Source organism: Mesorhizobium sp. STM 4661, assembly GCF_000359125.1.
Lineage (GTDB): Bacteria > Pseudomonadota > Alphaproteobacteria > Rhizobiales > Rhizobiaceae > Mesorhizobium.
Map to the genome: position 1 here is coordinate 115266 of NZ_CAAF010000031.1, position 26163 is coordinate 141428.

The window sequence follows — 26163 nt, forward strand, 5'->3', positions numbered from 1 at the left end:
GCAGCCCAATCCCAGTCGGGCGGTAGCCCAAAATGATCGTGAGGCTTTCCGCCATGACCAATCCGGCAGTCGTCGGTTTCTCCGGTAATTTCACGCGGCCGTCGAAGACCCGCGGCTTCGTCGATCATATCGTGACGGAGATCTCGGGTAGATATGGCCTGGCGGCCAGCACCTATGACGTCGTCGACCTTGGCCCCAGCCTCGGCGGTGCGAAATGGGCGCGCGACCTCGATGCGCAGGCAGGCCTGATCCTGAAGCGCATCACCGCGGCAGACGTGCTCGTCGTCGGCTCGCCCACCTACAAGGGCAGCTATACCGGCCTGTTCAAGCATTTCTTCGACCTCGTTGATCCCACGGCGCTCAAGGGCAAGCCGGTGGTGCTGGCGGCGACCGGCGGCGGCGAACGGCATGCGCTGATCGTCGAGCATCAGTTGCGGCCGCTGTTCGGTTTCTTCGAGGCCTTTGCGCTGCCGACCGCCGTCTATGCTTCGGACAAGGATTTCGTCGACGGCATTCTGGCCTCCGAGGCCATCAGGGCACGGGTCGGACTGGCGGTGGATGATGTCGGTGCAGCGCTTGCCGGCCGGTCGCGCGCAAGGGTCGCCGCCGAATAGCTGCCGGCGCTTAGGCCTGCCGTAACCATCCCGCACTTAATCACTGACTACTATGTGAAGCAAAACCGGCCTGCCGCGTCTTTTGCGGGCGCGGTCGGGACGCGCAGTCGCACCGGAAGGACAAAAAGCGGGCAGCGGGATTGCGCCTTGAATCACCTTGTTGTACGAACGTTCAACAAGGTGATTTAACGAGTACCTGCCGTGGTACGAACCGAGTTCCCGTTTGCCGTCGAGACCGTCGATCCGCTCTGGATCACGTTGCTCGACGGCACGCGCATCGCCGCCACGCTGTGGCGCCCGCGCACCGACGCCCAGGTGCCGGTCGTCGTCGAAATGGTGCCCTATCGCCGCCGTGACGGCACCGTGGCGCGCGACATCGACATCCATCCCTGGCTCGCCGGCCATGGCATCGCCTGCGCGCGCATCGACATTCGCGGCTCCGGCGATTCCGACGGCGATCTGGCCGACGAATATCTGCCGCGCGAACAGGAGGATACCTGCGAAATCATCGCCCATTTGGCCGCGCAACCCTGGTGCAACGGCAATGTCGGTATGACCGGCATTTCCTGGGGCGGCTTCAATGCGCTGCAGGTGGCGGCGCGCCGGCCGCTCGCCTTGAAGGCCATCATCATCAACTGCGCCACCGACGACCGCTATGCCGACGACATCCATTACATGGGCGGCGCGCTGCTGACTGAGCAGGAGATGTGGTCCAACTTCATGCTGGTGAAGAAGGCGATGGCGCCCGATCCGCAGATTGTCGGCGACGCCTGGCGCGCCATGTGGGCCAGGCGCCTTGAGGCAACAAGCTCGCTGTCGGAAATCTGGCTCGCGCATCAGCGCCGCGACGATTATTGGCGTCAGGGGTCGGTCTGCGAAGATCATGCCGCGATCGAATGCGCGGTCATGGCCGTCTGCGGCTGGGAAGACAGCTACTCCAACTTCGTGCCGCGTCTGCTCGAACATTTGCCGGGACCCAAGCTTGGCATCGTCGGGCCGTGGTCGCACGCCTATCCCTGCCGCGGCGCGCCGGGTCCGCTGATCGGTTATCTGCAGGAAGCTTTGCGCTGGTGGCGTCATTGGCTGTGCGATGAGGAGACCGGCATCATGGATGAGCCGCCCTACCGCGTCTGGATCACCGGCGAAGAGCGTCCACAATCCTTCTATCTCCCGGATCATGCCGGGTCGTGGGCTGCGGAGGACGCGTGGCCGTCGCCGCGCATCGAGCGCCGCAAGCTGCATCTGAATGCCGCCGGGCTGGGCAGTGAGGCTCTACCCGGCACAACGCTTTCCGTGCGCTCGCCGGCCACCGCCGGGCGCGACTGTGGCCGCTGGGGCGGCTATGGCGGCAGCTGTCCTGATATGGCGATCGACCAGCGCCGCGAAGACGGTCTGGCGCTGTGCTTCGACACGGGACCGCTGGACGACGACATGACCTTGCTCGGCGCGCCGGAACTGGAACTGCTCGTCGCCGTCGACCAGCCGCATGTCAACCTCGCCGCCCGGCTCTGCGACGTCTATCCCGACGGCACCTCGGCATTGATGACCTATGGTGTGCTCAACCTCAGCCATCGCGACAGCCACGAGCATCCGGCGCCATGCCCGGTCGGAACGCCTTTCCCCGTGCGGCTGAAGCTCAACGATTTTGCCCGCACCGTGCCCAAGGGTCATCGTATCCGGCTGTCGCTGGCCAACCAGCATTGGCCTATCCTGTGGCCGCAGCCGAAACTGTCGACGCTGTCGATCGTCAGCGGCGACAGCAGCATGGTTCTGCCGGTGCGCCCGCCATCGCCGCGCGACCGCGACGTTCGCTTCGAGCCGGCCGAAACCGCGCCGCCGGTTCCGACCACGACTTTGGAAGATGGCTTCGATCGCCGCATCGTCACCGACGATGTCGGCTCTGGCGTCCAGACCATCGCGCTGACCTCCGACCATGGCAGCAGGCGCTACGACGATCGCAACATCACCGTGTCCTCGGCCAACAGCGACACGATGAGCATATGCGCCGACGATCCGCAGTCGGCCAGGCTCGTCACCGAATACCGCTGGGCCATCGCCAGCGCCGATGCCGACACCGATGCGACAGCGCGCACCGAACTGACGGCGGACGAGACGCATTTCAATCTGAGTTGGCGCCTCGAGGCGCGAGAACGGGGCAAGCTTGTCCACAGCGCCTCGGCAACGCGGCGCATCAGGCGCGATTTTGCCTGAGGGGAGGGAAGGGAGGCCATGCTTGCATATGCAGTGAAGCGCATCGGTCTCGGCCTCCTGATACTCGTCCTCGTCATGGTCGCCATGTATGCGGCCGTCTTCCTTGTCCCCGGCGATCCTGCCAGTGTAGCGCTTGGTCCGCGCGCCACGCCGGAACTGAAAAGGCTTCTGATAGAGCGCATGGGGCTCGACCAGCCGGTGTGGTGGCAGATCGTCGAATTCTTCCGCAACGCGCTGACCGGCAATCTCGGCTACGACGTCTGGTCGAACCGGCCGGTGTCGACCTTGGTCATGGAGGCACTGCCGAACACATTGATCCTCGGCCTGACCGCGCTCGCCGTCGCGCTTCTCATCGGCGTGCCGCTTGGCTGCCTTTCGGTCATGCGGCGCGGCACGCTTGCCGATGCTGTCATCGGTGTGCTCTCCGTCGGCGTCATCGCCGTGCCGTCCTTCGTCGTCGCCATCTATTCGCTGCTGCTCTTTGCCGTCACCTTGCGCTGGCTGCCGGCGATCGGCGCCGGCGAGGCCGGGGACATCGCCAGCCAGGCCAGGGCGCTGGTGCTGCCGGCGGCGGCCATCGCGCTCGGCTGGATCGGCTACATCGCCCGCATGGTGCGCGCCTCGATGATGGAGGTGATGGGCGAACCGCACATCCGCACGGCGCGTTCCTTCGGCCTGCCGGAATGGAAGATCGTCTCCAAATACGCTCTGCGCATCGCCATCATCCCGACCATCTCGCTGGTGGCGGTGGGCCTGGGCAGCATCTTGTCCAGCGCCGTCTTCGTCGAGGCGGTGTTTGCCCGGCCCGGTATCGGCAAGCTGATCACCGACGCCGTCAACACCCGCAACTATCCGGTCGTCATGGGCACGGTGCTGATCATGACCGCCATCTATGTCTCCATCACCATCGCCGCCGATCTTCTGATCGCGCGGCTCGATCCGAGGGTCCGCGATGTCTTCCGTGGCTGACGCCTCGCTCTCCACGCCGGACCGACAACGGTTTCCGCTATTGCGCGCACTGCTCGCTGATCCGTTCACTTGCGTGGCGCTGATCCTGGTCACCGGCTTCCTCATCACCGCCGTCTTCGCGCCGTGGCTGGCTCCCTATTCGCCGATCAAGATCGATGTCCTGCACAAGCTACAGCCGCCATCGCTCGCGCACTGGTTCGGCACCGATCATCTCGGCCGCGATCTCCTGTCGCGCGTCATCCACGGCGCACGCACGGCGCTGACGATCGCCATGGTCTCCGTCGCGATAGCCGGTGCGATCGGCCTGTTGCTCGGGCTGATAGCCGGCTACGGGCCGCGCTGGCTCGACGCCATCCTGGTGCTGACCTTCGACAGCCTGAACTCGCTGCCGATGATCATGTTCGCGCTCGCCATCATCACCGTGCTCGGCGCCGGCACCGGCACGCTGATCATCGTCATCGCCGCGACCTCGTTCCCGAGCTATGCCAGGCTGATCCGGGCGCAAACGCTGGCGCTGAGGAACAGCGATTACATCCTCGCCGAGCGCCTGCTCGATGCGAGTGCGGCGCGCATCATCTTCATCCACCTGCTGCCCAATGTCGTCGGCCCGCTGATCATCCTTCTGTCGATGGATATTCCGGTCGTCATCATGGTCGAAGCCGGCCTGAGCTTCCTCGGCCTTGGCGTGCGGCCGCCGACGCCGTCCTGGGGCTCGATCCTCTATGACGGCTACACCAGCATCCGCGCCGCACCGTTCATGGTCATCTTCGGCGGCCTGCCGCTGGTGCTCGCCACGCTCGGCTTCACCTTCCTCGGCGAGGGCCTGCGCGATTATCTCGATCCGCGCCTGCAATTGCGGAGGCCGGCATGACCGGCGCGCTCGCCGCCCGCGATCTCAGCGTCCGCTACGAGACGCAACATGGCAGCGTGCACGCACTGCGCCATGTCGACATCGAGGCGCATCCCGGCGAGGTCATCGGCATCGTCGGCGAAAGCGGCTGCGGCAAGTCCACGCTGGTCACCGCCCTGGCTAACCTTTTGCCGGCCAACGCGCGCATCGATGGTTGCATTTCCTGGAACGGCGTCGACCTGGCGAAGCTCGACGCGCACCGCCAGCGCCTGCTGCGCGGCGACGAAATCGCGCTGGTCAGCCAGGACCCGATGACCGCCTTCAACCCGGTGCTGACCATCGGCGACCAGCTCGTCGACTTCCAGCACCACCGCAAGGATATCGGCCGGGCGCGGAAGCGGGCGCGGATCGCCGCCATGCTTGGCCGCGTCGGCATCTCGGACGCGGAACGGCGCATGCAGAGCTATCCGCACGAGCTCTCCGGCGGCATGCGCCAGCGCGTCGCGATCGCCGCGGCACTGCTGACCGATCCCGGCCTGCTCATCGCCGACGAGCCGACGACGGCGCTCGACGTGACCATGGAGGCGCAGATCATCCATTTGCTGCGCGAACTCCGGCGCGAATACAACGGCATCATCATCGTCGTCTCGCACCATCTCGGCGTCATCGCCGAACTCTGCGACCGGGTCTATGTCATGTATGCCGGCGAGGTGGTCGAGGGCGGCGAGGTCGATGCGATCTTCCACGACGCCAGGCACCCCTATACGCAAGCGCTGCTCGCCTGCGATCCGGCTCGCTTTCACGAGCGGCTGGACAGGCTGCCGACCATCCCCGGCGTGCTGCCCAACCTCACCGCGCCGCCCTGCGGCTGCGTCTATGCACCGCGTTGCGACCGTGCCTTTGCCCCATGTGGCACTATCGCGCCGCCGCTGGTGAAGCTGTCCGCCTCGCATGTCGCTCGCTGCCATGCGGTGACGCCATGAGCCCCTTGCTCGCCGTCGAAGACCTGTCGGTCAGTTTCGCCCGTGGTGGCTTGCTCAACCGACTGATCAATCCGTTCCCGTTGCCGAGCTTCAACGTCATCGATCGCGTGACGCTGTCGCTGATGCCGGGCGAGACGCTTGGGTTGGTCGGCGAATCCGGGTCCGGCAAGACCACGCTGGCCCGCACCATCCTCGGCCTTGTGCAAGCCGCCGCCGGCCGCATCGCCTTCGAGGGCAGGGACGTCAAGACCCAGGCCGATTTCCGCGCCATGCGCCGGCGCTCGGCGATGATGTTCCAGGACCCGGTCGCCTCACTCAGTCCGCGCCTGCGCATCGGCACGCTGCTCACCGAACCGCAGGTGATCCAAGGCGTGCCGATGCCGGACCGCCGTGCCGCGGGCAGGGCACTGCTGGCGCTGGTCGGCCTGCCTGCCTCCTTCGTCGACCGCTTTCCGCATGAACTCTCCGGCGGGCAGGCGCGCCGCGTTTGCGTCGCCCGCGCGCTGGCGATGAAGCCGCATCTGCTGCTTGCCGACGAACCGACCGCCGGCCTCGATGTCTCCGTGCAAGGCGATGTGCTGAATTTGATCGGCGAGTTGAAGCGCGAACTCGGCTTCGCCGCCATCATCGTCACCCACAATCTGGCCATGATCCGCCATGTCAGCGATCGGCTGGCCATTATGTATCTCGGCCGGCTGGTCGAGACGGGGCCGACGCAAGACGTGTTTTCCTCGCCCATGCATCCCTATACCGCGACGCTGATCCAGTCCGAGCCGATACCCGATCCGCGCCGGCGCGGCCAGAACCCCGCCGTCAACGGCGAGATTCCGAGCGTGTTTCGGCGGCCCTCGGGCTGCGAATTCCACACACGCTGCCCGATCGCGCGCGACCGCTGCAAAGCCGAGGCGCCAGCCTATCGAAAGATCGGCGCGGACCGAATGGTGCGCTGCCATTTCCCGCTGGAGACAGGCGGGCAAGAACGGGAAGCCTTCTCACGCGCTTCCACCAACCAAAGGGGAAACTGACATGACACGATGGAACATCGACAGACGTGCATTCCTGAAAGCGGCCGGCGCGCTCGGCGCCGGCCTCGCTATGAAACCCGGCTTTGCCTGGTCGGCCGACGGCGACACGCTGCGCATCCGCATGGAGGGCGACCTGCAGACGCTCGATCCTGCCTTCATGATCGGCGGCATCGAGGATGTCATGATGCGCGGCATCTACGTGTCGCTGAACCGTCTTGGCGACCTCAGGGAAGGCTCGCCATGGTCGCTCTGGGGCGCGGAGAAACTCGAGCTGACCGACCCGAAGACGATCGCCTTCACCCTGATCGACGGGCTGAAATGGTCGAACGGTCTTGGCCCCGTCACCGCCGAAGACGTGAAATTCTCGTACGAGCGCATCGCCGATCCGAAGCTTTCGTCGCCCTGGGCCTACCAGTTCGAAAAGCTCGAACGGGTCGAAGTCGTCGATGCCAGATCCGGCATCATCCACCTGAAGGACCCGTACCAGCCGATCTTCGTGACCAGTCTGCCCTACTATGGCGGCCATATCATCAGCCGGGCCGGCACCGAGAAGGCCGGCGGCAAGTTCACCACCGAGCCGCCGGCGACTTGCGGCCCCTATCTTTTCTCGAATTGGGAGCAGAAGCAGAAGGTGACGCTGACCGCCAACCCGGATTGGCCGGGGCCGAAGCCGGATTTCGGCAAGGTCGAGATCTACATCGTCGCCGACGATCAGGCAGCACAGCTGGCCTACGAGGCCGACGCCTTCGAATACACCAAGATCGCCATTTCGGCGACCAAGGCGGTCAAGGCCAGCCCACCCGCCAACACCACGGTGATCGAGGCGCAGTCGACCCGCTATGTCTGGCTGACCATCAACATGCTGAGCCCGCGCCTCAAGGACCTGAAGATGCGCCAAGCGGTGCAATATGGCGTCGACGTCGGCCAGGTTCTCACCGGCGTCTATGACGACCTCACCAAACGCTCCACCGGCGTCGTCCAGCCCGGCACCAAATTCGCGCGGGCCAGCAATCTGATCGCGGCGCCGGACTATGAAAAGTCAGCGGCACTGCTCGCTGAAGCCGGCGTCAGCGGCTTGTCTCTGACCCTGACCGTGATGAACGATTCCATCCGCACGGCGACCGCGCAGATCATCCAGGCCAGCCTCGAGCAGGCCGGCATCAAGGTCGAGATCCAGCCCTATGACGAGGCCGCCTTCTGGGGTGTTGGCGACAAGACGCAAGGCGACGGCTACAAGAACATCGACCTTGCGCTGATGGATTTCGCCGGCGGCGTCGACCCGTCCGAAAACCTGGTCTGGTTCCGCCCCGACCAGATCGGCGCCTACAACTGGTCCGGCTTCGACAGCCCCGAATTCGAGACCAGCTACCAGCAATTGGTGGGGGAAAGCGATCAGGCCAAGCGCGTCGCCCTGTCCAACCGGATGGAGGATTTGATGGAGCAGTCCGGCGGCTTCGTCTTCATCTGCCACCAGCCGCTGGTCGTCATCCACAAGACCAGTTTCGAGCCGGTGATCTATCCCGACGGCCATCCCAATCCGGTGCTGTTCAAGAAGAAGGCATGACCATGATCCCGAAAAGTGGAAGCCGGTTTTCGGAAAAGATCATGGTCAATCAGCTCTTGTCGCCCGTGGACACGAAAGCCATGATCGATTAGCTGGAGCCTATGACGGAAGCCGGACCAGCAATTGCCAAACGGAAGCGCGGCGCGAAGAAATCGCCGCCGCGCTTCAGTCGCGAGCAGCCGGATGTGCGCCGCGCCATGCTGATCGAGGCGGCGACGCGGTGCCTGTCGGTCGGCGGCATCGGCGCCTTCACGGTCGACCGCATCTGCAAGGAGGCCGGCGTGTCGCGGGGCCTCATCAACCACCATTTCGAAGGCCGCGACGGCCTTCTGGTCGAGGTTTACAAATCCTCGCTCTACGCCAGCGTCAACAACCAGATCGCCGAGGCCAAGCACCGCCGCGCCGAGAAATCCGACTGGCCGCCCGAGGCGTCGCTCGCCGCCCTGGTGCAGTCCAACTTCTCGCCGGACTATTTCAGTCGCGACAACCTGCTGATCTGGCTCTCTTTATGGGGTGAGATCGCCGTCAACCCGCGTCTCAAGGCGGCCCATCGCGAACTCTATGATGCCTACCGGGCTGAACTGGCTGAAGACATCGCGGCGGTGGCAGTGCCGCGCGGCAGGGATGTCGATGCCCCGACACTGGCGCGCAATTTCATCGCTCTGGTCGACGGGCTCTGGCTCGAATGGTGCCTCGACGAAAGCGTGGTGACGCCTCAGGCCGCGGAGGCCGCTGGCTTCGAGATGCTCGAGGCGCAGGTGGGCCTGCTTCGGAGCGCTTGAACGATTGTCGGTTGGTGGCTTTCGCCCCCCTCTGTCCTGCCGGACATCTCCCCCTCAAGGGGGGAGATCGGATGTCACTTCGGCTTTCGTCAATCTCCAACTTTGTTGGATGGGTGCTGTCCGCGAAGCTGCCAATCTCCCCCTTGGGGGGAGATGTCCGGCAGGACAGAGTGGGTGTACAGGCGAAGGCCTCAAAATCAGCTTCGCAACTTCTCGCGCCTCAATTCAGCGGCGAGCCGCCCTCGCGCTTGCGGCGCTCCATATAGTCGCGCAAGGCCTCGTCGATGCCCGGATCGATCGGCGGCTGTTCGTATTCGGCGACCATGCGTTTCCAGACGACATTGGCCCTTTCTCGTGCCGTGATCTGGCCGCGTTCGACCCAGGTGTCGTAATTGTCCCAGTTGGATACCAGCGGCGAATAGAACGCCCGTTCGTAGCGCTGCATCGTGTGCGCGGCGCCGAAGAAGTGCCCGGCCGGACCGACCTCGCGCACCGCCTCCAGCGCCAGCGTATCGATGTCGACCACCGGCGGGTCGAAATAGGCGCACATCATCTGCAACATCTCGGCATCGATGACCAGTTTCTCGAACGACGCCGTCAGCCCGCCGCCGAGCCAGCCTGCCGCATGCAGCACCAGATTGGCGCCGCCCATCAGGCAGCCCCACAGCGACATCGCGCTCTCATAGGCCGCTTGCGCGTCGACCGAATTGGCGGCGGTGACGTTGCTCGAACGGAACGGCACGCCGATCAGCCTGCACAGCTGGCCGGTGATCTGCGCGGCCTGAGTGTATTCAGGCGTGCCGAACGCCGGTGCGCCGGTCTTCATGTCGACATTGGAGGTGAAGCCGCCATACATCACCGGCACGCCGGGCCGCACGATCTGGGTCAGCGTGATGCCGGCCAGCGCCTCGGCATGCTGCTGCGACAGCGCGCCGGCCAGCGTCACCGGGCTCATCGCGCCGGCCAGCGTGAACGGCGTGATGACGTTGACCTGGCCATGCTCGGCCAGCGCGATCAGCCCTTCGGCCATCGGCTCGTCGAGCTGCAGCGGCGAATTGGTGTTGATGATGCCGGTGAAGACAGGCATCTCCCGGGCGAGGTTCTCGCGTGTCGTGCCGAGCGAGATCGCCACCATTTCCAGCGCATCGATGGCGCGTCCGCGGCCCAGCGCCTGCGGCTGCCAGTTCTTGTCGAGCAGCGTGATCTCGGCATAGTAGAGGTCTAGGTGGCGCGTGTTCTGGTGCAGGTCGAGCGGCTCGAACGGCCCGCCGCCCTCCTGGTGCAGCACGTTGAAGGACTGGATCAGCTTCAGATAGTCGCACATCTCGGCATAGGTGCCGGGACGGCGGCCGCGATCATTGTCCATGACATAGGCCGGTCCGCCGACCGACGACAGGATGCAGTGCCGCCCGCCCACCTTGACGTTCTTCTGCGGATTGCGGGCGCGCAACTCGAACGATGACGGCGCCATGGCGACGCGCTCCATGACCATGGCGCGGTCGAAGCGCACCCGCATCTCGCCTTCGTCGACATCGCAGCCGGCCGCGCGATAGAGCTGGCGCGCCTGCGGCTGCAGCACCCGCATGCCGATCTCCTCGATGATGGTAAGGCCCATCTCGTGGATGGTCTGTACCTGGTCGGCCGACAGGATCTCGATCGGCGCGTAGGGGCGCGTCAATTGCTTCCACGGCCGCTGTTCGATGCCGCCAACCTCGCGCTGCGGGCGGCCGGGTCTGCGACGGGCCGTGATGCGTTCCATGGCGTCCTCCTATTCGGCTGCCGTTCGCATGTCGAAATCCGCCACCGCGTCGACGATCGGCGTGTCGCGGCGGTAGGGCTGCCAGCGGACATTGGCGCCGATCTCGCGTGCGAGCTTGTGGCCGCTGTGGACCGCATGAGCGATGGCGCCTGGGGCCAGCGCATCGCCGATGCGATCGACGCTGCGAATGCCGGCGGCCGCAAGCTCGTCCGCCCGTTCCGTCAGCGCTTCGAAGAGCTCACCGCGCGGCAATCTCAACCCGACGATCACCACCGAGCGGCAGGCCACGCGCGCCTCCTCGCCGGTGAACAGATGCGCCAGCGTCGCCGTCTCGCCGTCGAAATCCTTCAGCAGATGCAGAGTGGTCACCGCCACCTTGCGTCTCGCCAGCGCCCGATGCACCAGCGGCAGCTCGTTGGTCATGATCGTCCAGGCCGAAGCCTGGCCTGCCGGGGTCACGTAGCTGACCGGGATGCCGTGTGCTGCCAGATGCTCGGTGAGGACGCCGCCCATGGTGTAGTTGTCGAAATCGAAGACCAGCGTCGGCCCCTTTGGAAGCCGGCCGCCGGCGATGTCGTCCGGAGTGAAAACATCGGGATGATCGAGTCGGCCGACCGGAATCTCCAGCGAGGAATAGAGCATATCAGTCCAGCGCGCGCCGGTCGCCAGCACCACGCGATCCGGCGAAAGCTCGATGATCTCGTCCGCGCCCAGAGCACTCTCGGCATAGAGCGAGACGTTGCTCATCTCGTCGAGACGCCCGAGGCGGTAGTCGACGACGCGGTTCCAGGCCGAGAGGCCGGGCAGCGTCTTCTCGAAGGTCAGCCGCCCGCCGAAGGTGCGGCTGCTGTCGGCAAGCGTCACCTCATGGCCGCGACGGCCGAGCGTCAGCGCGCATTCGAGCCCGGCCGGTCCGCCGCCGACAACGAGTATCCGCTCGGGTTGGTCGGTGCGTTCGACGCGTTCGGGATGCCAGCCGCGCCGCCATTCCTCGCCGGCGGTCGGGTTCTGGGTGCAGCGCACCGGCACGCCGTCATGCCAGCTCGAAATGCAGATGTTGCAGCCGATGCATTCGCGGATCTCGGCCTCGCGGCCCTCGCGGATCTTTTTGGGCAGGAAGGGGTCGGCGATCGACGGGCGGGCGCCGCCGATGAAGTCCAGCACGCCGCGCCTGATCTGCGAAACCATCGTGTCGGGCGAGGTGAAGCGCCCGACGCCGACCACTGGCTTTTTCGTCAGCGATTTGACGAAATCGATCACCGGCTCGTGGCTGCCTTCGCCGGTGAAGCGCGACGCCGAACAGTCCGTTGGACTGGAATCCATCTTGACGTCGAACAGATCCGGCACGTCCGCCAGCAGTGCGACCAGTTCATGCGCCTCGGAAAGCTGGTTGCGGCCGGGCCTGCGGCGCAATTCCTCGAGACTTACCCGCAAGGCGACGCCGCAGTCCTTGCCGACGGCATCCTTGGTGACTTCGATCATCTCGCGCACGAAGCGCACCCGGTTCTCGATCGAGCCGCCATAACAGTCGGAGCGATGATTGTATTCCGGGAGCAGGAATTCGTAGCCGAGATAGCCCATGCCGGCATAGACATAGACGACATCGAAGCCGGCCGTGCGCGCCTTGCGCGCCGCGTCCGCCTGGCATCTCAAGACGTCGCTTATATCGGCCTTGTCCATCGTCTTCGGACGCTGATTGCCCATGAAGCCGACATGGGTGGCCATCCATGGAATTCCGGACGGCGACAGCGGCGGCAGGCGGCTCGTCCTGTTCATCACCGACGCGCCGCCATGCCAAAGCTCCACGCCGGCAAGCGCGCCGTGGCGGTGCACCGCCTCCGTCATCAGCGCATGCGCACGGATGTCGTTGACGTCCCACATCGTGGCGAAAGGCAGCGGTGCATCGTCGGAGCTGGGGTCGATCGAACAGGCCCCGGTGCAGATCACGCCCCATCCACCCTCGGCCTTGGCTTCGCGAAAGGCCGCGCGCACCCGGGGCAGCGCGTTTGTCATGCCGCTGGCGTGCGGCACTTGATAGAAGCGGTTCGGCGCCGTGACAGGCCCGATGCGCACCGGTTCGAACAGGATCTCGTAGCGGGGATTGCACTGCATCGGGGCTTCGCAAAATGCTTGTTGAACGATCGTACAACAAGCATATTCGCACCGGTCGTGGAACGCAATGGTCTGCGTGACTTGGCGGACTTCGATCCGTTACCCCGAGACGAAAAAGCCCACCCCGATACTATCAGGGTGGGCTCAGAGGGGAGGTCGGATCGAGTGCGCCGACACGCGCGCGATCCATTCAGTCTGCCGTCAGATGACGAAAAACCAGTTGGCCAGCAGCATCACCACCACGCCGGCGATCAGCGTCAGATAGGGCAGGATCCCCGCCTTTCTTACCGCGAGATCGGACGATTTCATGCCGAGGTCGGCCAGCATGTGATCCGGGAATTTGCCCTTGTCCTGGATGTAGTGCCGGAAGCAGAACACCGGGATGATCAGGGCAGCGGTGATCAGCCCGGCCCACAGCGCCATCGGGTTCCAGACCTTGGCGCCGGCGCCCATGAAGATCATGTTGACATAGGCGAAGATCGCGCCGACGCCGAGCAGCCAGCTCGGCGCGCGCCATGGCCGCGCGATATGGCCATTGTCGATGCGGTGGATCCAGCCGGCGTTGAGATTGAGGAAGTTGAAGATGATGTAGCCGCAATTCGATACGGCGAGGATGAAGAAGAAGCTCGTCGCGTCGGCCGAGGCGATGGCCAGCACGATCAGGTTGAAGATCAGGTCGGTCCACATTGCCCGGGTCGGCGCGCCATGTTCGTTGACATGGCTGAGATAGCGCGGCAGCCAGCCGTCGACCGAGCCCTGATAGAGCGTGCGCGAGGAGCCAGCCATCGCCGTCATGATGCAGAGCACCAGCGCCAGGATCATCAGCATCACCAGCAGGCTGTGGATGAGCTGTCCGCCACCGACCATGCCGGCCAAGGCATCGGCAACACCGGAGCCGTCGACGATCGGCGTCGCCAGCATGCCGTTCAAGCCGAGCACGCCCTGGAAGGTGAAGGGAACCAGGATGAACAGCAGCATGCAGAGCAGGCCGGAATAGAAGATGGCCTTGAAGGTGTCGGTGCCGGGGTTCTTGAACTCCGACGTGTAGCAGACGGCGGTCTCGAAGCCGTAGGTCGACCATGCCGCGATGAACATGCCGCCAAGCACCAGCGTCCAGCCGGCAATGTTCCACGCGCCGGGCTCGGGCGCATAGGCCGCCGCCAGCGGCACCAGCGGCGAAAAATTCGCCCAGTTGATCTGGCCGGTGAAGATCGGCACCAGGCCGACGATCAGCATCGGGATGATGACCAGCAGGCCGATATATTTCTGCACGTTGGCCGTGCCGAGGATGCCGCGATGCTGGATGGCAAAGATGACCAGCATCAGCACCGCGCCGATGAAGAAGGTGGCGTTGAGTGTGAACGAGACTGGTCCGAGCGTATGGCTGTAAAGCGTCCAGCCGCGGATCGCCGGCGTGGCAGCCGCTGTCACCGCGGTGATGGCGTCGGCAGCGCTGGTTCCGGCATGGGCCACGATATAGGCAGCCACTTCCGGCGAGGTGTCGGTGAACAGCGGCACCGGCGCCAGCGCATTGAGGATGTAGGCAGCGGCGATCGAGCAGCCGAGAGACAGCACCGGCGACCAGGCGAACCAGTTGCACCACACCGAGAGCGGCGCGATGAACTTGGAGTAGCGCAGCCAGGCGGTGGCGCCGTAGATCGAGGCGCCGCCGGATTTGTTCGGGAACAGGCCGGCGATTTCGGCGTAGGTGAAGGATTGCAGGAAGCCCATGATCATGGACGCGATCCAGATCGCGAAGGCCAGCGTGCCGGTGGTGCCGGCAATGCCGCCGATCGAAAACAGGACGAGGGCGGGAACGCCGCTTGCCACCCAGAAGGCGCCGCGCCAGTCGATGTTCCGGTGCAACTGCCCTTCGGCAGGCTGCGCCATGGCAGTGGTTATCGTGCTCATGTGTTTGGCTTCCCCATTTGCTATTCCCGTGGCGACGGCCCCGGCTGCGCGAGGCTTCATCGTCATTTCAACGACTGCGGGTGTTTCCGCTCAGTCGTATTTTTTTCTTAACAGTGAAGATTGATCCGCCGCGCTTTCACGTCAAGCGTTTTGTGAGCTTGTACACATCACGTGTGTGAGACCGCATCGAAGCCGCCATGGATGCCGCCGGGGTCGCCCCGGAGGCACTCCTCAGGAACGTGGCCTGGTCTTCTGCGGATCATAGTGGGCGAAGGCCACAACGCGCGCCGGCAACCGTTTGGCATGGCCGTCGAGCTTGCCGATCTCGACCTCGGTGCCGATGGCCGCATGGGTCACATCGAGCCTTGCCAGCGCGATGTTCTTGTTCAGCAGCGGCGAGCGCATGCCCGAGGTGACGACGCCGATCCGGGCGCGGCCGACATGCACGCAGTCGCCATGGCCGACGGCGGCATTGGCATCGATGTCGAGGCCGACCAGCTTTGTCTGTGGATGTTCCTTGCGCCGGATCAGCGCCTCGCGGCCGATGAAATCGTCGGTCTTGGTCTTCAGCGGCACGGTGAAGCCGATGCCGGCCTCGAACGGGTCGGTCTGGTCGGAGAACTCGTGAGCAGCGAAGATCAGTCCGGCCTCGATGCGCACCATGTCGAGCGCCTGCAGGCCCATCGGCTTCAGCCCGTGCGGCTGGCCGGCCTCCCAGATCGCATCAAACACTTTTTCGGCGTCGCGCGGATGGCACCAGACCTCGTAGCCGAGTTCGCCGGTATAGCCGGTGCGCGAGACGACGACCGGGATGCCGTTGCCGCCGCCGATGCGGGCGACGGCGAAGCGGAACCATTCGAGCTCGTCGATCGAGGGCTGCAGCGGCGAGGTCCAGATAACCTCCCTCAATATGTCGCGGCTCTTCGGCCCTTGCACGGCGACATTGTGCATCTGGTCGGTCGACGAGCGCACCAGGACGTTGAGGCCGAGCTTCAATGCCGTCTCGCGCAGCCATTCGCCGGAAAGATCGTCACCGCCGACCCAACGGAAATTGTCCTTGCCGAGCCGAAGCAGCGTGCCGTCGTCGATCATGCCGCCATGCTCGTAGCACATCGCCGAGTAGACGACCTGGCCGACGCCGAGCTTCTTGATGTCGCGCGTCAGCGTGTATTGAAGCAGCGCTTCCGAATCCGGGCCGGTGACCTCGAATTTGCGCAGCGGCGACAAGTCCATGATCACGGCATCCTGCCGGCAGGCCCAGTATTCGGCGATGGCGCCTTCCCTGGCGAAGGAATTGGCCAGCCAGTAGCCCCTGTATTCGACGAAGTTGCGGGTGTGCTTGGCAAAGCTCGAATGAAAGGCGGTCTCGCGGGTCATTTTCGGTTCCGAATCGGGCGTCATGCGTCTGGCGATCGCTCGCGAGAATTTGTGCTGGCCGGAATAGGTGCGCACATGGATGTCGGTCAGGTTCCAGCCATTGGCCGGCGTCGTGTCGTCGGGGCAGGCGGAGGAAACGCAGACGATGTCGGTCAGCGCGCGCAGCAGCACATAGTCGCCGGGGCGGGACCACGGCTCGTCGGACACCATCACGCCATGCGCGTCGATTGCCGTATTGAAGAAGAAATTGATCGCCATCCAGCCCGCGCGGGGCGTGACGCCCTTGTCGGCCAGTGCGCGGTTGAAATTCTCCGAACAATTGGTGTGACCGGGATAGCCGATGTCGTCGTAATATTTGGCGGCGCAAGCGAGCGCGAAGGCATCGTGCCGGCCGCACGTGTCCTGCACCACCTCGACCAGCGGCTCCATGTCCTGGTCATAATATTTCGAATGCAGTCCGGGCATCGGATAGCTCGACCCCATCAGCGTGCGGGTCGTCGTCACGTCGAGCGGATGGTCGCGGCCCTTGTCCAGCTTGCGCGCCGAAAAGCACTGGAAGTCGGTGCATTGGCGCCCGTCGACATCGATGATCTGGAGATAGCCGCCGGCCTTGACGAAATAGGATTCCGCCGTCGCCGAATGGACGCGCAGGTCGAGTACCGGATCGGCCAGCGGATCGGCCAACCGCGACTTTGCCGCCGGCCGGATCGTGGCGCGCCGGACGATGACAGTGAGCGGCGTCGCCGTGTCGTGGCCGTCGACCAGCATCGGCCCGCCCGGCGCGGCAATCAGCATCGTGCCGTCGCGCGCGACGGTAAAACCCTGTTCGGCGCCGGCAGGGGTGACGCCGCCGAAGATGCGCACCGCCCTGGCCTGATCGAGTTGCACCTGCCGGCGCTCGAGCCCGTGGCGCAAGGAAGCTAGGCTGTCGCCGCCCTCCGCCAAAAGCGCCTTGATGCCGGCGGCATTGCTGTTCGATTTTTCACCGAAGATGCCGGGATCGGTCACGCCGGTCTTGTCCCAGGCCAGCAGTTCGCAAGCCTGGCCACCTTCGACATTGCGTACCGTGAAGGTATCGCCGGCCTCGACCTCGATGAGCGCCGCGCCGTTGCCCTGGATCGTGTAGCGCTCCATGCCCGGCGGCAGCGCGATCTGGCCGGGCCGCAGAATCAGGCTTGGCCGGGGCGGTCCGGCTGCAATGGCGGGGTAGGGCGACTGGCTCATCTCAGCCTTGCGGTTCGAAAAACAAGTTTGCCTATGCGTGAAATTACTTTAGCAGCAAGAATAGGCAGCAAGGCTCGAGTTGGCAAGGCGAACCTCCCGCCGCACTCGCCGTCGGCGCGGATGAAACGCTACGCCAATTCCTCGGAGTATCGGATGTCGATGCCGTATTCGGCGCCGGCATCGAGCGTCGTGTGCCAAAGGCTTTCGGCGAAAGTCGCGAACACCAGAAGGTTGAACACAGCCCGCCCATCCGTCTGATCGGCGCCGCGCCAGAGAGTGACGCTGGTGTGGTCGATCGAGGTCGCGGCGGCAGCGCCAACCTGAAATACCGCAGGGTGCAGATCGAGCGACAACAGTTTGGCGAGCATGGTGCGCACCTTGGCGCCGGAAATACTGATCAGGGCGCGCGCATGCGACTGGTCCGACAGCGAGGCGAGGCCGGAGAACGCTGGCGCCAGAGTGTTCATCGCGTACTTGCCGTCTTTCGACAGCACGAGGAACTGGTCCGGGCCCGACCAGATCAGCGTAGCATCCTTGGTCTGGACCGCCTTGGGCGTATCCGGTGCCGCCATGCCGAAACGAGCTTTGGCGGCCTTTGCCAGTTCGGCTCCTTTGCCGCGCCGCGCCATCACCTGGATCAGGTCGAAATTGCGGATCTCGGTCAGCAAAATGCCGGCCTCGACACCGCGTGCGCCGTGCACACCCGTGACCAGCGCTTGTTCGAGCGGACTGCGGGAAGCCCAGGAAAACTCAGCCACGCTGGCGCCCTCCATCCGGATCGTAGAAGACGGGATTGCAGAGTTCGACATCATAGTCTTCGCCGCGCAGCGGATCATGGGCATGGACGATCTCGCCGATGCGTTCGCGGCCGCGTTCGACCAGTCCGAGACCGATCCACTGGTCGAGCGTCGGCGAGAAACAGACCGAGGTGACGTAGCCCTGGTCGTTGCCAGGGCCGGGGATTTCGCTTTTCGGAATGACATGCGCGCCGGAACGCAGGCGGCTTGCCTTGTCCGTTGGCTTGATGCCGACGACGACCTGCCGGTCCGCTGCCACGAGCGCCTCGCGCCCGGCCATGACACGGCCGACAAAATCCTTCTTGGTAGACATCATCTTGCCCAAGCCCAGATCGGCCGCGGTCGTCGTGCCGCTCAGTTCCGGCCCGGCGACATGGCCCTTCTCGATGCGCATGACGCTAAGCGCTTCAGTGCCGTAGGGCGTCACACCGAATGGCGCGCCGGCCTGCATCAGATTGCGCACCAGCGCGTCGCCATGGCGCGCCGGCACGGAAATCTCGAACGCCATCTCGCCGGAGAAGGAGATGCGGAACAGCCGCGCCTTGATGCCACCACGCAGCGCGACTTCGCGGGCACCCATGAAGGGAAAGCCCTCGTTCGACAGATCCTCGGCCGGATCGACGATCTCCCTAAGCAGGTCTCGGGTTTTCGGTCCGGCGATCGAGAATTGTGCCCATTGGTCGGAGACCGATGTGAGCTGCACGTCGAGTTCAGGGAACAACACCTGCCGGCAGAATTCGAGATGCTGCATCACCGGCCCGGCCTTGGCGGTGGTGGTGGTCAGAAAATATTGCTCCTCGGCCAGCCGCGACGTGGTGCCGTCGTCATAGACCATGCCGTCCTCGCGCAGCATCAGCCCGTAGCGTGCCTTGCCCACGGCAAGATTGGAGAAGGTGTTTATGTAGACACGGTCGAGGAAGGCGCCGGCATCGGGGCCGTGCACATCGATCTTGCCGAGCGTCGAGACATCGCAGAAGCCGACGCCGGAACGCACCGCCTTGACCTCGCGCGTCACCGATTCCAGCCAGTCCTTCTCGCCAGCGCGCGGATACCATTGCGCACGTTTCCACAGGCCGGTATCGACGAAAATCGCGCCCTGTTCGGCCGCCCAGTGATGCGACGGCGTCAGCCTTGTGGCATGGAAATTCTCGTCACGGTGATGGCCGGCGAAGGCGCCGATGGCAACCGGCACATAGGGTGGCCGATAGATCGTCGTGCCGGTCTCGGGAATGGATTTTCCTGTGACCGCAGCCATGATGGCCAGGCCGGCGACATTCGAGGTCTTGCCCTGGTCGGTGGCCATGCCGAGCGTCGTGTAGCGCTTCAGATGCTCGACCGATTCAAAACCCTCGCGCTGCGCCAGCTCGATGTCTGAAGCCGTGACGTCGTGCTGCTGGTCGACAAAGGCCTTGCCCTTGCCCGCGACATGCCAGAGTGGCGTCAGCGAGAACGCCTCATCCGCGGCAACCGGCACCGAACCTGCCTTGCCGCTGCGCCCGGCATCCCGCGCCGCTTGCGCGCCTGCCGCAAAGCCCTGGCTCAGGCAGGCGCCGAGGGTAAAGGCGCCGTTGGCGGCACCCACCGCCACCATCCCGGGAGGCGCACCGTCCGGCACGAAGGCAGCGATATTGTCCTGCCATTTCGGCCGGCCGCGATGGTAGGAGGTCAGTCCGACTGCCGGGTTCCAGCCGCCGGAGACAGCGAGCCCGTCGGCTTCGACTTCGGCGCGTGCGCCGCCGGTCAGAGATACCGAGATCTTGCTGACGCCGTCCTTGCCGCCATCGACTGCGCTGACCGACCCGTTCAGCACGGGAAAGCCGCCTTTCGAGGCGAGCGAGCGATGAGCAGGGGATACATCAGGCCGTGCGTCAACGACGGCTGCGACCTGCAATCCCGCGCCAAGCGCGGTTTCGACCGTGCGCCAGCCATCCTCATTGTTGGTGAACAGCGCGATGCGTCTTGCCGGCGTCGCCGCATAGCGCGCGACATAGGTACGCATGGCGGACGCCATCATCACACCGGGCGTGTCGTTGCCAGCAAAGACGATCGGCCGCTCGATGGCGCCGGCCGCGACCACGCAACGTTTGGCCACGATCCGCCACAGCCGCTGGCGCACCTGGTGCTCCGGGGGCGAGGGCAGATGGTCGTTGACCCGCTCCAGTGCGCCATACGTGCCGCCGTCATAGACGCCGAACAACGTTGTGCGGGTCATGATGCGGACGTCGGGGAGCGCGACAAGTTCCGTGAGCGTGCGCGAAATCCATTCGGCCGCCGGCATGCCATCGATGGTGCCGCCATCCGACAGCAGCCGGCCGCCAAGCGCAAAATCCTCCTCGCACAGGATGACGCGGGCGCCAGAGCGACCAGCTGCGAGAGCTGCCGCCAGGCCTGCCGGGCCGGAGCCCGCGATCAGCACATCGCAATGCGCCCAGGCCTTGTCGTAATGGTCGGGGTCGGCAATACCGGCGGCACGTCCCAAGCCGGCGGCGCGGCGGATCGCCGGTTCATAGATCGCTTCCCAGAACTTCGCCGGCCACATGAAGGTCTTGTAGTAGAAGCCGGCCACGAAGATCGGCGCGAACAGCTGGTTGACCGCCATCAAATCGTGGCGCAGCGACGGCCAGCGGTTCTGGCTCGCGGCCTCGAGCCCTTCATAGAGCTCGGCCGTGGTCGCCTTGGTGTTCGGCTCGCACCGGGCGCCGCTGCGCAATTCGACCAGTGCGTTGGGTTCTTCCGAGCCGGCGGTGAGGATGCCGCGCGGGCGATGGTATTTGAACGAGCGGCCGACCAGCTTGACGCCGTTGGCGACGAGCGCCGAGGCGAGCGTGTCGCCCTGGAAGCCCGAAAAACTCTTGCCGTCGAAACGGAAATTCAGCGATACCAAGCGGTCGATGAGACCGCCATTGGCCAGCCGGTTTGCCTGCACGCCGGCCATCACGCGCCAACCTTTGCGGCGCCAGCACCCGCCGCCGGTTCGACCGTCGAAATCTCATGCGTCAGCGTGTTGCGGGTGATCTTCAGCCAGCTCCGGCAACCGCCGCCATGATACCAGTGCTCGCTCATCACGCCGGCGATGTTGTCGCGCAGATAGACATAGTCGTAGACCGCGTCTTCGCTGGCATCCGCCGCCGGGCGTTGCGGCTTGGCATCGCCGAGATAGGTGAACTCGCCGAGTTCTCGTTCGCCGCAGAAAGGACAGACAATACGCATGATTTCCTAACCGTCCTCAGTGCAGGTTCGGTTGGGCGCCGACACCCTTTTCATCGATCGCAGCACCCCGCCGGAACCTGTCGAGGCGGAATCTTGCCGCTTCCTCGTGCGATTCATCTCGCGCCAGAAGATGGGCAAAGACAAAGCCGGAGCCCGGCGTCGCCTTGAAGCCGCCATAGCACCAGCCGGCATTGAGATAGAGCCCGTCCACCGGCGTCTTGTCGATGATCGGCGTGCCGTCCATCGACATGTCCATGACGCCGCCCCATTGGCGCAAAAGCCGCACGCGGCCGATCATCGGCATCAGCGCCATGCCGCCCTCACAGACATCCTCCATCACAGGCATGTTGCCGCGCTGGGCGTAGGAATTGTAGCCGTCTATGTCGCCGCCGAAGACCAGCCCGCCCTTGTCGGACTGGCTGACATAGAAATGGCCGGCGCCGAAGGTCATGACGTTGGGCAAAAGCGGCTTGATCGCCTCGGAGACGAAGGCCTGCAGCACATGGCTTTCGATCGGCAGGCGCAGTCCCGCCATCGAGGCGACGCGTGAGGAACTGCCGGCGACGGCCATGCCGACCTTGCCGGCGCCGATCCTGCCGCGCGAGGTCTCGACACCGGTCACCTTGCCGTTGGCGTCTCTGACAAAACCGGTGACCTCGCAGTTCTGGATGATATCGACGCCGAGCGCGCTCGCCGCATGCGCATAGCCCCAGACCACCGCATCGTGCCGTGCCGTGCCGCCGCGCCGCTGCAAGAGCCCGCCTTGCACGGGAAAGCGCGCATTGTCGAAGTTCAGGAACGGCATCATCTTCTTGACCGCGGCAAGGTCGAGCAGTTCGGCGTCGATGCCGTTGATGCGCATCGTGTTGCCGCGCCTGGCATAGGCGTCGCGCTGGGCGTCGGAATGATAGAGGTTGATGACGCCGCGCTGGCTGACCATCGTGTTGTAGTTGAGGTCCTGCTCCATCCGCTCCCACAGCTTCATCGACAATTCGTAGAAGCCGGTATTCCCGGGCAGGCCGTAATTGGAGCGGATGATGGTGGTGTTGCGGCCGGCATTGCCGGAGCCGATCCAGCCCTTTTCCAGCACGGCGACATTCCTGATGCCGTGTTCGCTGGCGAGGAACCATGCGGTCGCCAGCCCGTGACCGCCGCCGCCGATGACCACCACGTCGTAGCGGTCCTTCGGGGTGGCGTCGCGCCAGGTGCGTTGCCAGTTCTTGTGGCCGGAAAGGGCGGCGCGGGCGAGCGAGAAGATCGAGTATTTCATAGGGTCATTCCGAGGTCGCTCGCATCGCGCTGGACCCTTCTTTGCGCATCGGATTTACCCGAAAACCGTTTCACACTTTTCGGTCCGATGCTCTAGATATCCAGCGTGTGGTCGCGCTCCCACTGGGTGAAGTGCGAAGCATAGGAATTCCATTCCTGGTGCTTCAGCTTTAGATATGCCGACGAAAATTCCTCACCCAGCGCCGTCTTGAGCGATTTGTCCTTGTCGAACTCGCGCAGCGCATCGAGCAGGTTGAGCGGCAGCTTCGGCGCGCCCTTCACCGTATGGCCGAACTGGTACATGTCGATGTCATGGCGCTTGCCGGGATCGGCCTTCGAGCGGATGCCGTCCAGCCCTGCGGCGATGATGACCGCCTGCAGGAGATAGGGGTTGGCAGCGCCGTCGGGCAGCCTAAGTTCGAAGCGGCCGGGGCCGGGCACACGCACCATATGGGTGCGGTTGTTGCCGGTCCAGGTCACCGTGTTCGGCGCCCAGGTCGCGCCCGAGATGGTGCGCGGCGCATTGATGCGCTTGTAGGAATTGACCGTCGGATTGGTGATCGCGGCCAGCGCCGAGGCATGCTTCATGATGCCGCCGAGGAAGTTCCTGCCTTTCGCCGACAGGCCAAGCTCCATCGCATTGTCGGCGAAGACATTGATCTTGCCCGCCTTGTCCCAAACCGAGATGTGCGCATGACAGCCATTGCCGGTCAGGCCCTGGAAGGGCTTGGGCATGAAGGTGGCGCGCAGCCCATGCTTTTCCGCCACCGACTTGACCATGAACTTGAAGAAGGAGTGCTTGTCGGCGGTCGCCAGCGCGTCGTCGAAGGCCCAGTTCATCTCGAACTGGCCGTTGGCGTCCTCATGGTCGTTCTGGTAGGCGCCCCAGCCAAGCGCCAGCATATGGTCGCAGATCTCGGCGATCACGTCATAGCGGCGCATCACCGCCTGCTGGTCGTAGCAGGGTTTTGATGCCGTATCATACTCGTCGGAGATTGCCTTGCCGTCGGGCGAGATCAGGAAGAACTCGGCCTCGACGCCGGTCTTGATGTGCATGCCGTCGGTCGCGGCTTCGGCGATCAGCCGCCTCAGCGTGTTGCGTGGCGTCTGGTCGACCTCCTTGTCGTCCATGATGCAGTTGGCGGCGACCCAGGCGACCTCGGGCTTCCACGGCAGCTGGATGACCGAATCCGGGTCCGGCACCGCCAGCATGTCGGGATGCGCCGGCGTCAGGTCGAGCCAGGTGGCGAAGCCGGCAAAGCCGGCGCCGTCCTTCTGCATGTCGGCGATCGCTTGCGCCGGCACCAGCTTGGCGCGTTGCCCACCGAACAGGTCGGTGTAGGAAATCATGAAATACTTGACGCCGTTCTTTTTGGCGAAAGCGGCGAGATCGTTCCCCATTATAGTTCCTCGCTTATGTGGTATTGGCAGTCTCTGTCAGAAGCCGTTCTTCCCCGGTATCCAGTTGGTGCCGGCCAGCGGCACGCCGGCCATGGCGGCGGCTTCGATGGTGAGCGCGACGAGATCCTCGGGCTCGAGATTGTGCAGGCTGTTCTTGCCGCACGCGCGGGCGATGGTCTGTGCTTCGAGCGTCATCACCTTGAGATAGTTCGCCAGACGCCGCCCGGCCGCGATCGGGTCGACGCGCTTCATCAGTTCGGGGTCCTGCGTGGTTATGCCGGCCGGGTCACGGCCCTCGTGCCAGTCGTCATAGGCGCCGGCAGTGGTGCCGAGCTCGTTATACTCGGCCTCCCAGCGCGGGTCGTTGTCGCCGAGCGCGACAAGGGCGGCCGTGCCGATCGACACGGCATCGACGCCCAGCGCCAGCGCCTTGGCGACATCGGCGCCGTTGCGGATGCCGCCGGAGACGATCAGCTGCACCTTGCGGTGCATGCCGAGATCCTGCAGTGCCTGCACTGCCGGCCTGATGCAGGCGAGCGTCGGCTGGCCGACATTCTCGATGAACACTTCCTGCGTCGCCGCGGTGCCGCCCTGCATGCCGTCGACCACGACGACATCGGCGCCCGACTTCACCGCAAGGGCGGTGTCGTAATAGGGCCGCGCACCGCCGACCTTGACGTAGATCGGCTTCTCCCAGTCGGTGATCTCGCGCAGTTCCAGGATCTTGATCTCGAGATCGTCGGGGCCGGTCCAGTCGGGATGACGCGAGGCCGAACGCTGGTCGATGCCCTTGGGCAGCGTGCGCATTTCGGCGACGCGGTCTGAAATCTTCTGGCCGAGCAGCATGCCGCCGCCGCCGGGCTTGGCGCCCTGGCCGACCACGACTTCGATCGCATCGGCCCGGCGCAAATCGCGCGGGTTCATGCCATAGCGCGATGGCAAATATTGGTAGACCAGCATCTTGGAATGGCCGCGCTCTTCCTCGGTCATGCCGCCGTCGCCGGTCGTGGTCGAGGTGCCGGACAGCGTCGCGCCGCGCCCCAGTGCTTCCTTGGCCGGTCCGGATAGTGAGCCAAAACTCATGCCGGCGATGGTGATCGGGATCTTCAACTCGATCGGCTTCTTGGCATGGCGGGAACCCAGCACAACGCTGGTGTCGCAGCGCTCGCGATAGCCTTCGAGCGGATAGCGCGAGATCGAGGCGCCGAGGAACAGAAGGTCGTCGAAATGCGGCAGCTTGCGCTTGGCGCCGGCGCCACGGATGTCGTAGATGCCGGTCGCCGCGGCGCGGCGGATTTCAGACAGCGTGTAGTCGTCGAAGGTCGCGGATTTGCGCGGCGTCGTCGGCGGGTTGCGATAGGTCATTTTGCCTCAATATGCGTCGGCATTGTCGATATTGAAATTGTAGAGCGTGCGCGCCGAGCCGTAGCGCTTGAACTCAGCCGGTTTGACGCCGGTCACGCCGGCGCGGTCGAGCAAGCCTTGGAGCAGGTCCAGATGTTCCGCCCGCATCTCCTTGGCGATGCAGTCGGCGCCGAGGCTTTCGACCTTGCCGCGCACGAACAGCCGCGCCTCGTAGATGGAATCGCCCAGCGCATCGCCGGCGTCGCCCAGCACCACCAGATTGCCGGACTGTGCCATGAACGCCGACATGTGGCCGATATTGCCGTGCACGACGATGTCGATGCCCTTCATCGAGATGCCGCAGCGCGACGAGGCATTGCCTTCGATCACCAGCAGGCCGCCGCGGCCGGTGGCGCCGGCATACTGGCTGGCGTCGCCTTTGATGGTGATGGAGCCCGACATCATGTTCTCGCCGACACCCGGTCCGGCCGAGCCGTGGACGGTGATCGCGGCGCCGTCGTTCATGCCGCCGCAATAATAGCCGACGCTGCCGCGCACATCGATGGTGACCGGCTGGTCGACGCCGACGGCGACCGAGTGGTTGCCTTTCGGGTTCAACGCTTCCCACGCCGTTTCGTTCGAACCGGGGGTCAGCTTGTGAAGCGCCTGGTTGAACTCACGCAGCGACATTGCGTCGAGGTCGAAGACCCGTGATGCATTATCGTGCGCTGCCGTCTTTGAAAGCTTGGTTGCCGGCATGA

Annotated in this window: 19 protein-coding genes; 8 read left to right on the forward strand and 11 right to left on the reverse strand. The window is 64.7% G+C overall.

What is annotated here, in order from left to right:
- Window positions 1–53 precede the first annotated feature (53 nt).
- The 8 genes from msuE (at window position 54) to MESS4_RS11325 (ending at window position 8998) form a co-directional block, all read left to right on the forward strand.
- Complete coding sequence (msuE, locus tag MESS4_RS11290; protein ID WP_036241075.1) at window positions 54–614, forward strand: FMN reductase; 561 nt, start codon at window positions 54–56, stop codon at window positions 612–614.
- 201 nt (window positions 615–815) lie between these two features.
- Complete coding sequence (locus MESS4_RS11295; RefSeq protein WP_006330094.1) at window positions 816–2825, forward strand: CocE/NonD family hydrolase; 2010 nt, start codon at window positions 816–818, stop codon at window positions 2823–2825.
- Window positions 2826–2843: 18 nt separating this feature from the next.
- A complete protein-coding gene (locus tag MESS4_RS11300; RefSeq protein ID WP_006330095.1) occupies window positions 2844–3794 on the forward strand; it encodes an ABC transporter permease in 951 nt (316 codons plus the stop codon).
- Entirely contained in the window at window positions 3778–4665 is an 888-nt protein-coding gene (locus tag MESS4_RS11305) for an ABC transporter permease (protein WP_051070871.1), read from the forward strand. Before MESS4_RS11300 ends, MESS4_RS11305 begins: the two co-directional genes overlap by 17 nt.
- Window positions 4662–5627 (forward strand): ABC transporter ATP-binding protein, encoded by a 966-nt coding sequence (locus tag MESS4_RS11310; protein ID WP_006330101.1) that lies wholly within the window; start codon window positions 4662–4664, stop codon window positions 5625–5627. The genes MESS4_RS11305 and MESS4_RS11310 overlap by 4 nt, the downstream gene beginning before the upstream one ends.
- A complete protein-coding gene (locus tag MESS4_RS11315; RefSeq protein WP_006330102.1) occupies window positions 5624–6652 on the forward strand; it encodes an ABC transporter ATP-binding protein in 1029 nt (342 codons plus the stop codon). The genes MESS4_RS11310 and MESS4_RS11315 overlap by 4 nt, the downstream gene beginning before the upstream one ends.
- Before the next feature lies 1 nt (window position 6653).
- Window positions 6654–8216 carry an ABC transporter substrate-binding protein gene (locus MESS4_RS11320; RefSeq protein WP_006330103.1) on the forward strand — a complete coding sequence of 521 codons (1563 nt, stop codon included), beginning with the start codon at window positions 6654–6656 and terminating at the stop codon, window positions 8214–8216.
- Between the two features lie 101 nt (window positions 8217–8317).
- Entirely contained in the window at window positions 8318–8998 is a 681-nt protein-coding gene (locus MESS4_RS11325; RefSeq protein ID WP_006330104.1) for a TetR family transcriptional regulator C-terminal domain-containing protein, read from the forward strand.
- 220 nt (window positions 8999–9218) lie between these two features.
- Here MESS4_RS11325 and MESS4_RS11330 read toward each other — a convergent pair whose 3' ends face one another.
- From MESS4_RS11330 to MESS4_RS11380, 11 genes are all read right to left on the reverse strand, one after another.
- Entirely contained in the window at window positions 9219–10757 is a 1539-nt protein-coding gene (locus tag MESS4_RS11330; protein WP_006330113.1) for a trimethylamine methyltransferase family protein, read from the reverse strand.
- A 9-nt stretch (window positions 10758–10766) separates the two neighbouring features.
- Window positions 10767–12869: an FAD-dependent oxidoreductase gene (locus tag MESS4_RS11335; protein WP_006330114.1), complete on the reverse strand. Its 2103-nt coding sequence runs from the start codon at window positions 12867–12869 to the stop codon at window positions 10767–10769.
- Window positions 12870–13070: 201 nt separating this feature from the next.
- On the reverse strand, window positions 13071–14780 hold the full coding sequence (locus tag MESS4_RS11340; protein ID WP_006330117.1) for an APC family permease: 1710 nt from the start codon (window positions 14778–14780) through the stop codon (window positions 13071–13073).
- A gap of 231 nt (window positions 14781–15011) precedes the next feature.
- Entirely contained in the window at window positions 15012–17381 is a 2370-nt protein-coding gene (locus MESS4_RS11345; RefSeq protein WP_006330119.1) for an aminomethyltransferase family protein, read from the reverse strand.
- Between the two features lie 128 nt (window positions 17382–17509).
- Window positions 17510–18139, reverse strand: coding sequence for a sarcosine oxidase subunit gamma family protein (locus MESS4_RS11350; protein ID WP_036241078.1), 630 nt, complete (start codon window positions 18137–18139; stop codon window positions 17510–17512).
- Window positions 18132–21113, reverse strand: coding sequence for a sarcosine oxidase subunit alpha (locus tag MESS4_RS11355; RefSeq protein ID WP_006330122.1), 2982 nt, complete (start codon window positions 21111–21113; stop codon window positions 18132–18134). Before MESS4_RS11355 ends, MESS4_RS11350 begins: the two co-directional genes overlap by 8 nt.
- Window positions 21113–21388, reverse strand: coding sequence for a sarcosine oxidase subunit delta (locus tag MESS4_RS11360; RefSeq protein ID WP_006330123.1), 276 nt, complete (start codon window positions 21386–21388; stop codon window positions 21113–21115). The genes MESS4_RS11355 and MESS4_RS11360 overlap by 1 nt, the downstream gene beginning before the upstream one ends.
- A 16-nt stretch (window positions 21389–21404) precedes the next feature.
- Window positions 21405–22658 carry a sarcosine oxidase subunit beta family protein gene (locus MESS4_RS11365; protein WP_006330125.1) on the reverse strand — a complete coding sequence of 418 codons (1254 nt, stop codon included), beginning with the start codon at window positions 22656–22658 and terminating at the stop codon, window positions 21405–21407.
- A 92-nt stretch (window positions 22659–22750) separates the two neighbouring features.
- Window positions 22751–24058 (reverse strand): type III glutamate--ammonia ligase, encoded by a 1308-nt coding sequence (gene glnT / locus MESS4_RS11370; RefSeq protein ID WP_006330126.1) that lies wholly within the window; start codon window positions 24056–24058, stop codon window positions 22751–22753.
- Window positions 24059–24094: 36 nt separating this feature from the next.
- Complete coding sequence (locus MESS4_RS11375) at window positions 24095–25423, reverse strand: FMN-binding glutamate synthase family protein (RefSeq protein ID WP_006330132.1); 1329 nt, start codon at window positions 25421–25423, stop codon at window positions 24095–24097.
- A gap of 6 nt (window positions 25424–25429) precedes the next feature.
- Window positions 25430–26161 carry a GXGXG domain-containing protein gene (locus tag MESS4_RS11380; RefSeq protein WP_006330133.1) on the reverse strand — a complete coding sequence of 244 codons (732 nt, stop codon included), beginning with the start codon at window positions 26159–26161 and terminating at the stop codon, window positions 25430–25432.
- Window positions 26162–26163 lie beyond the last annotated feature (2 nt).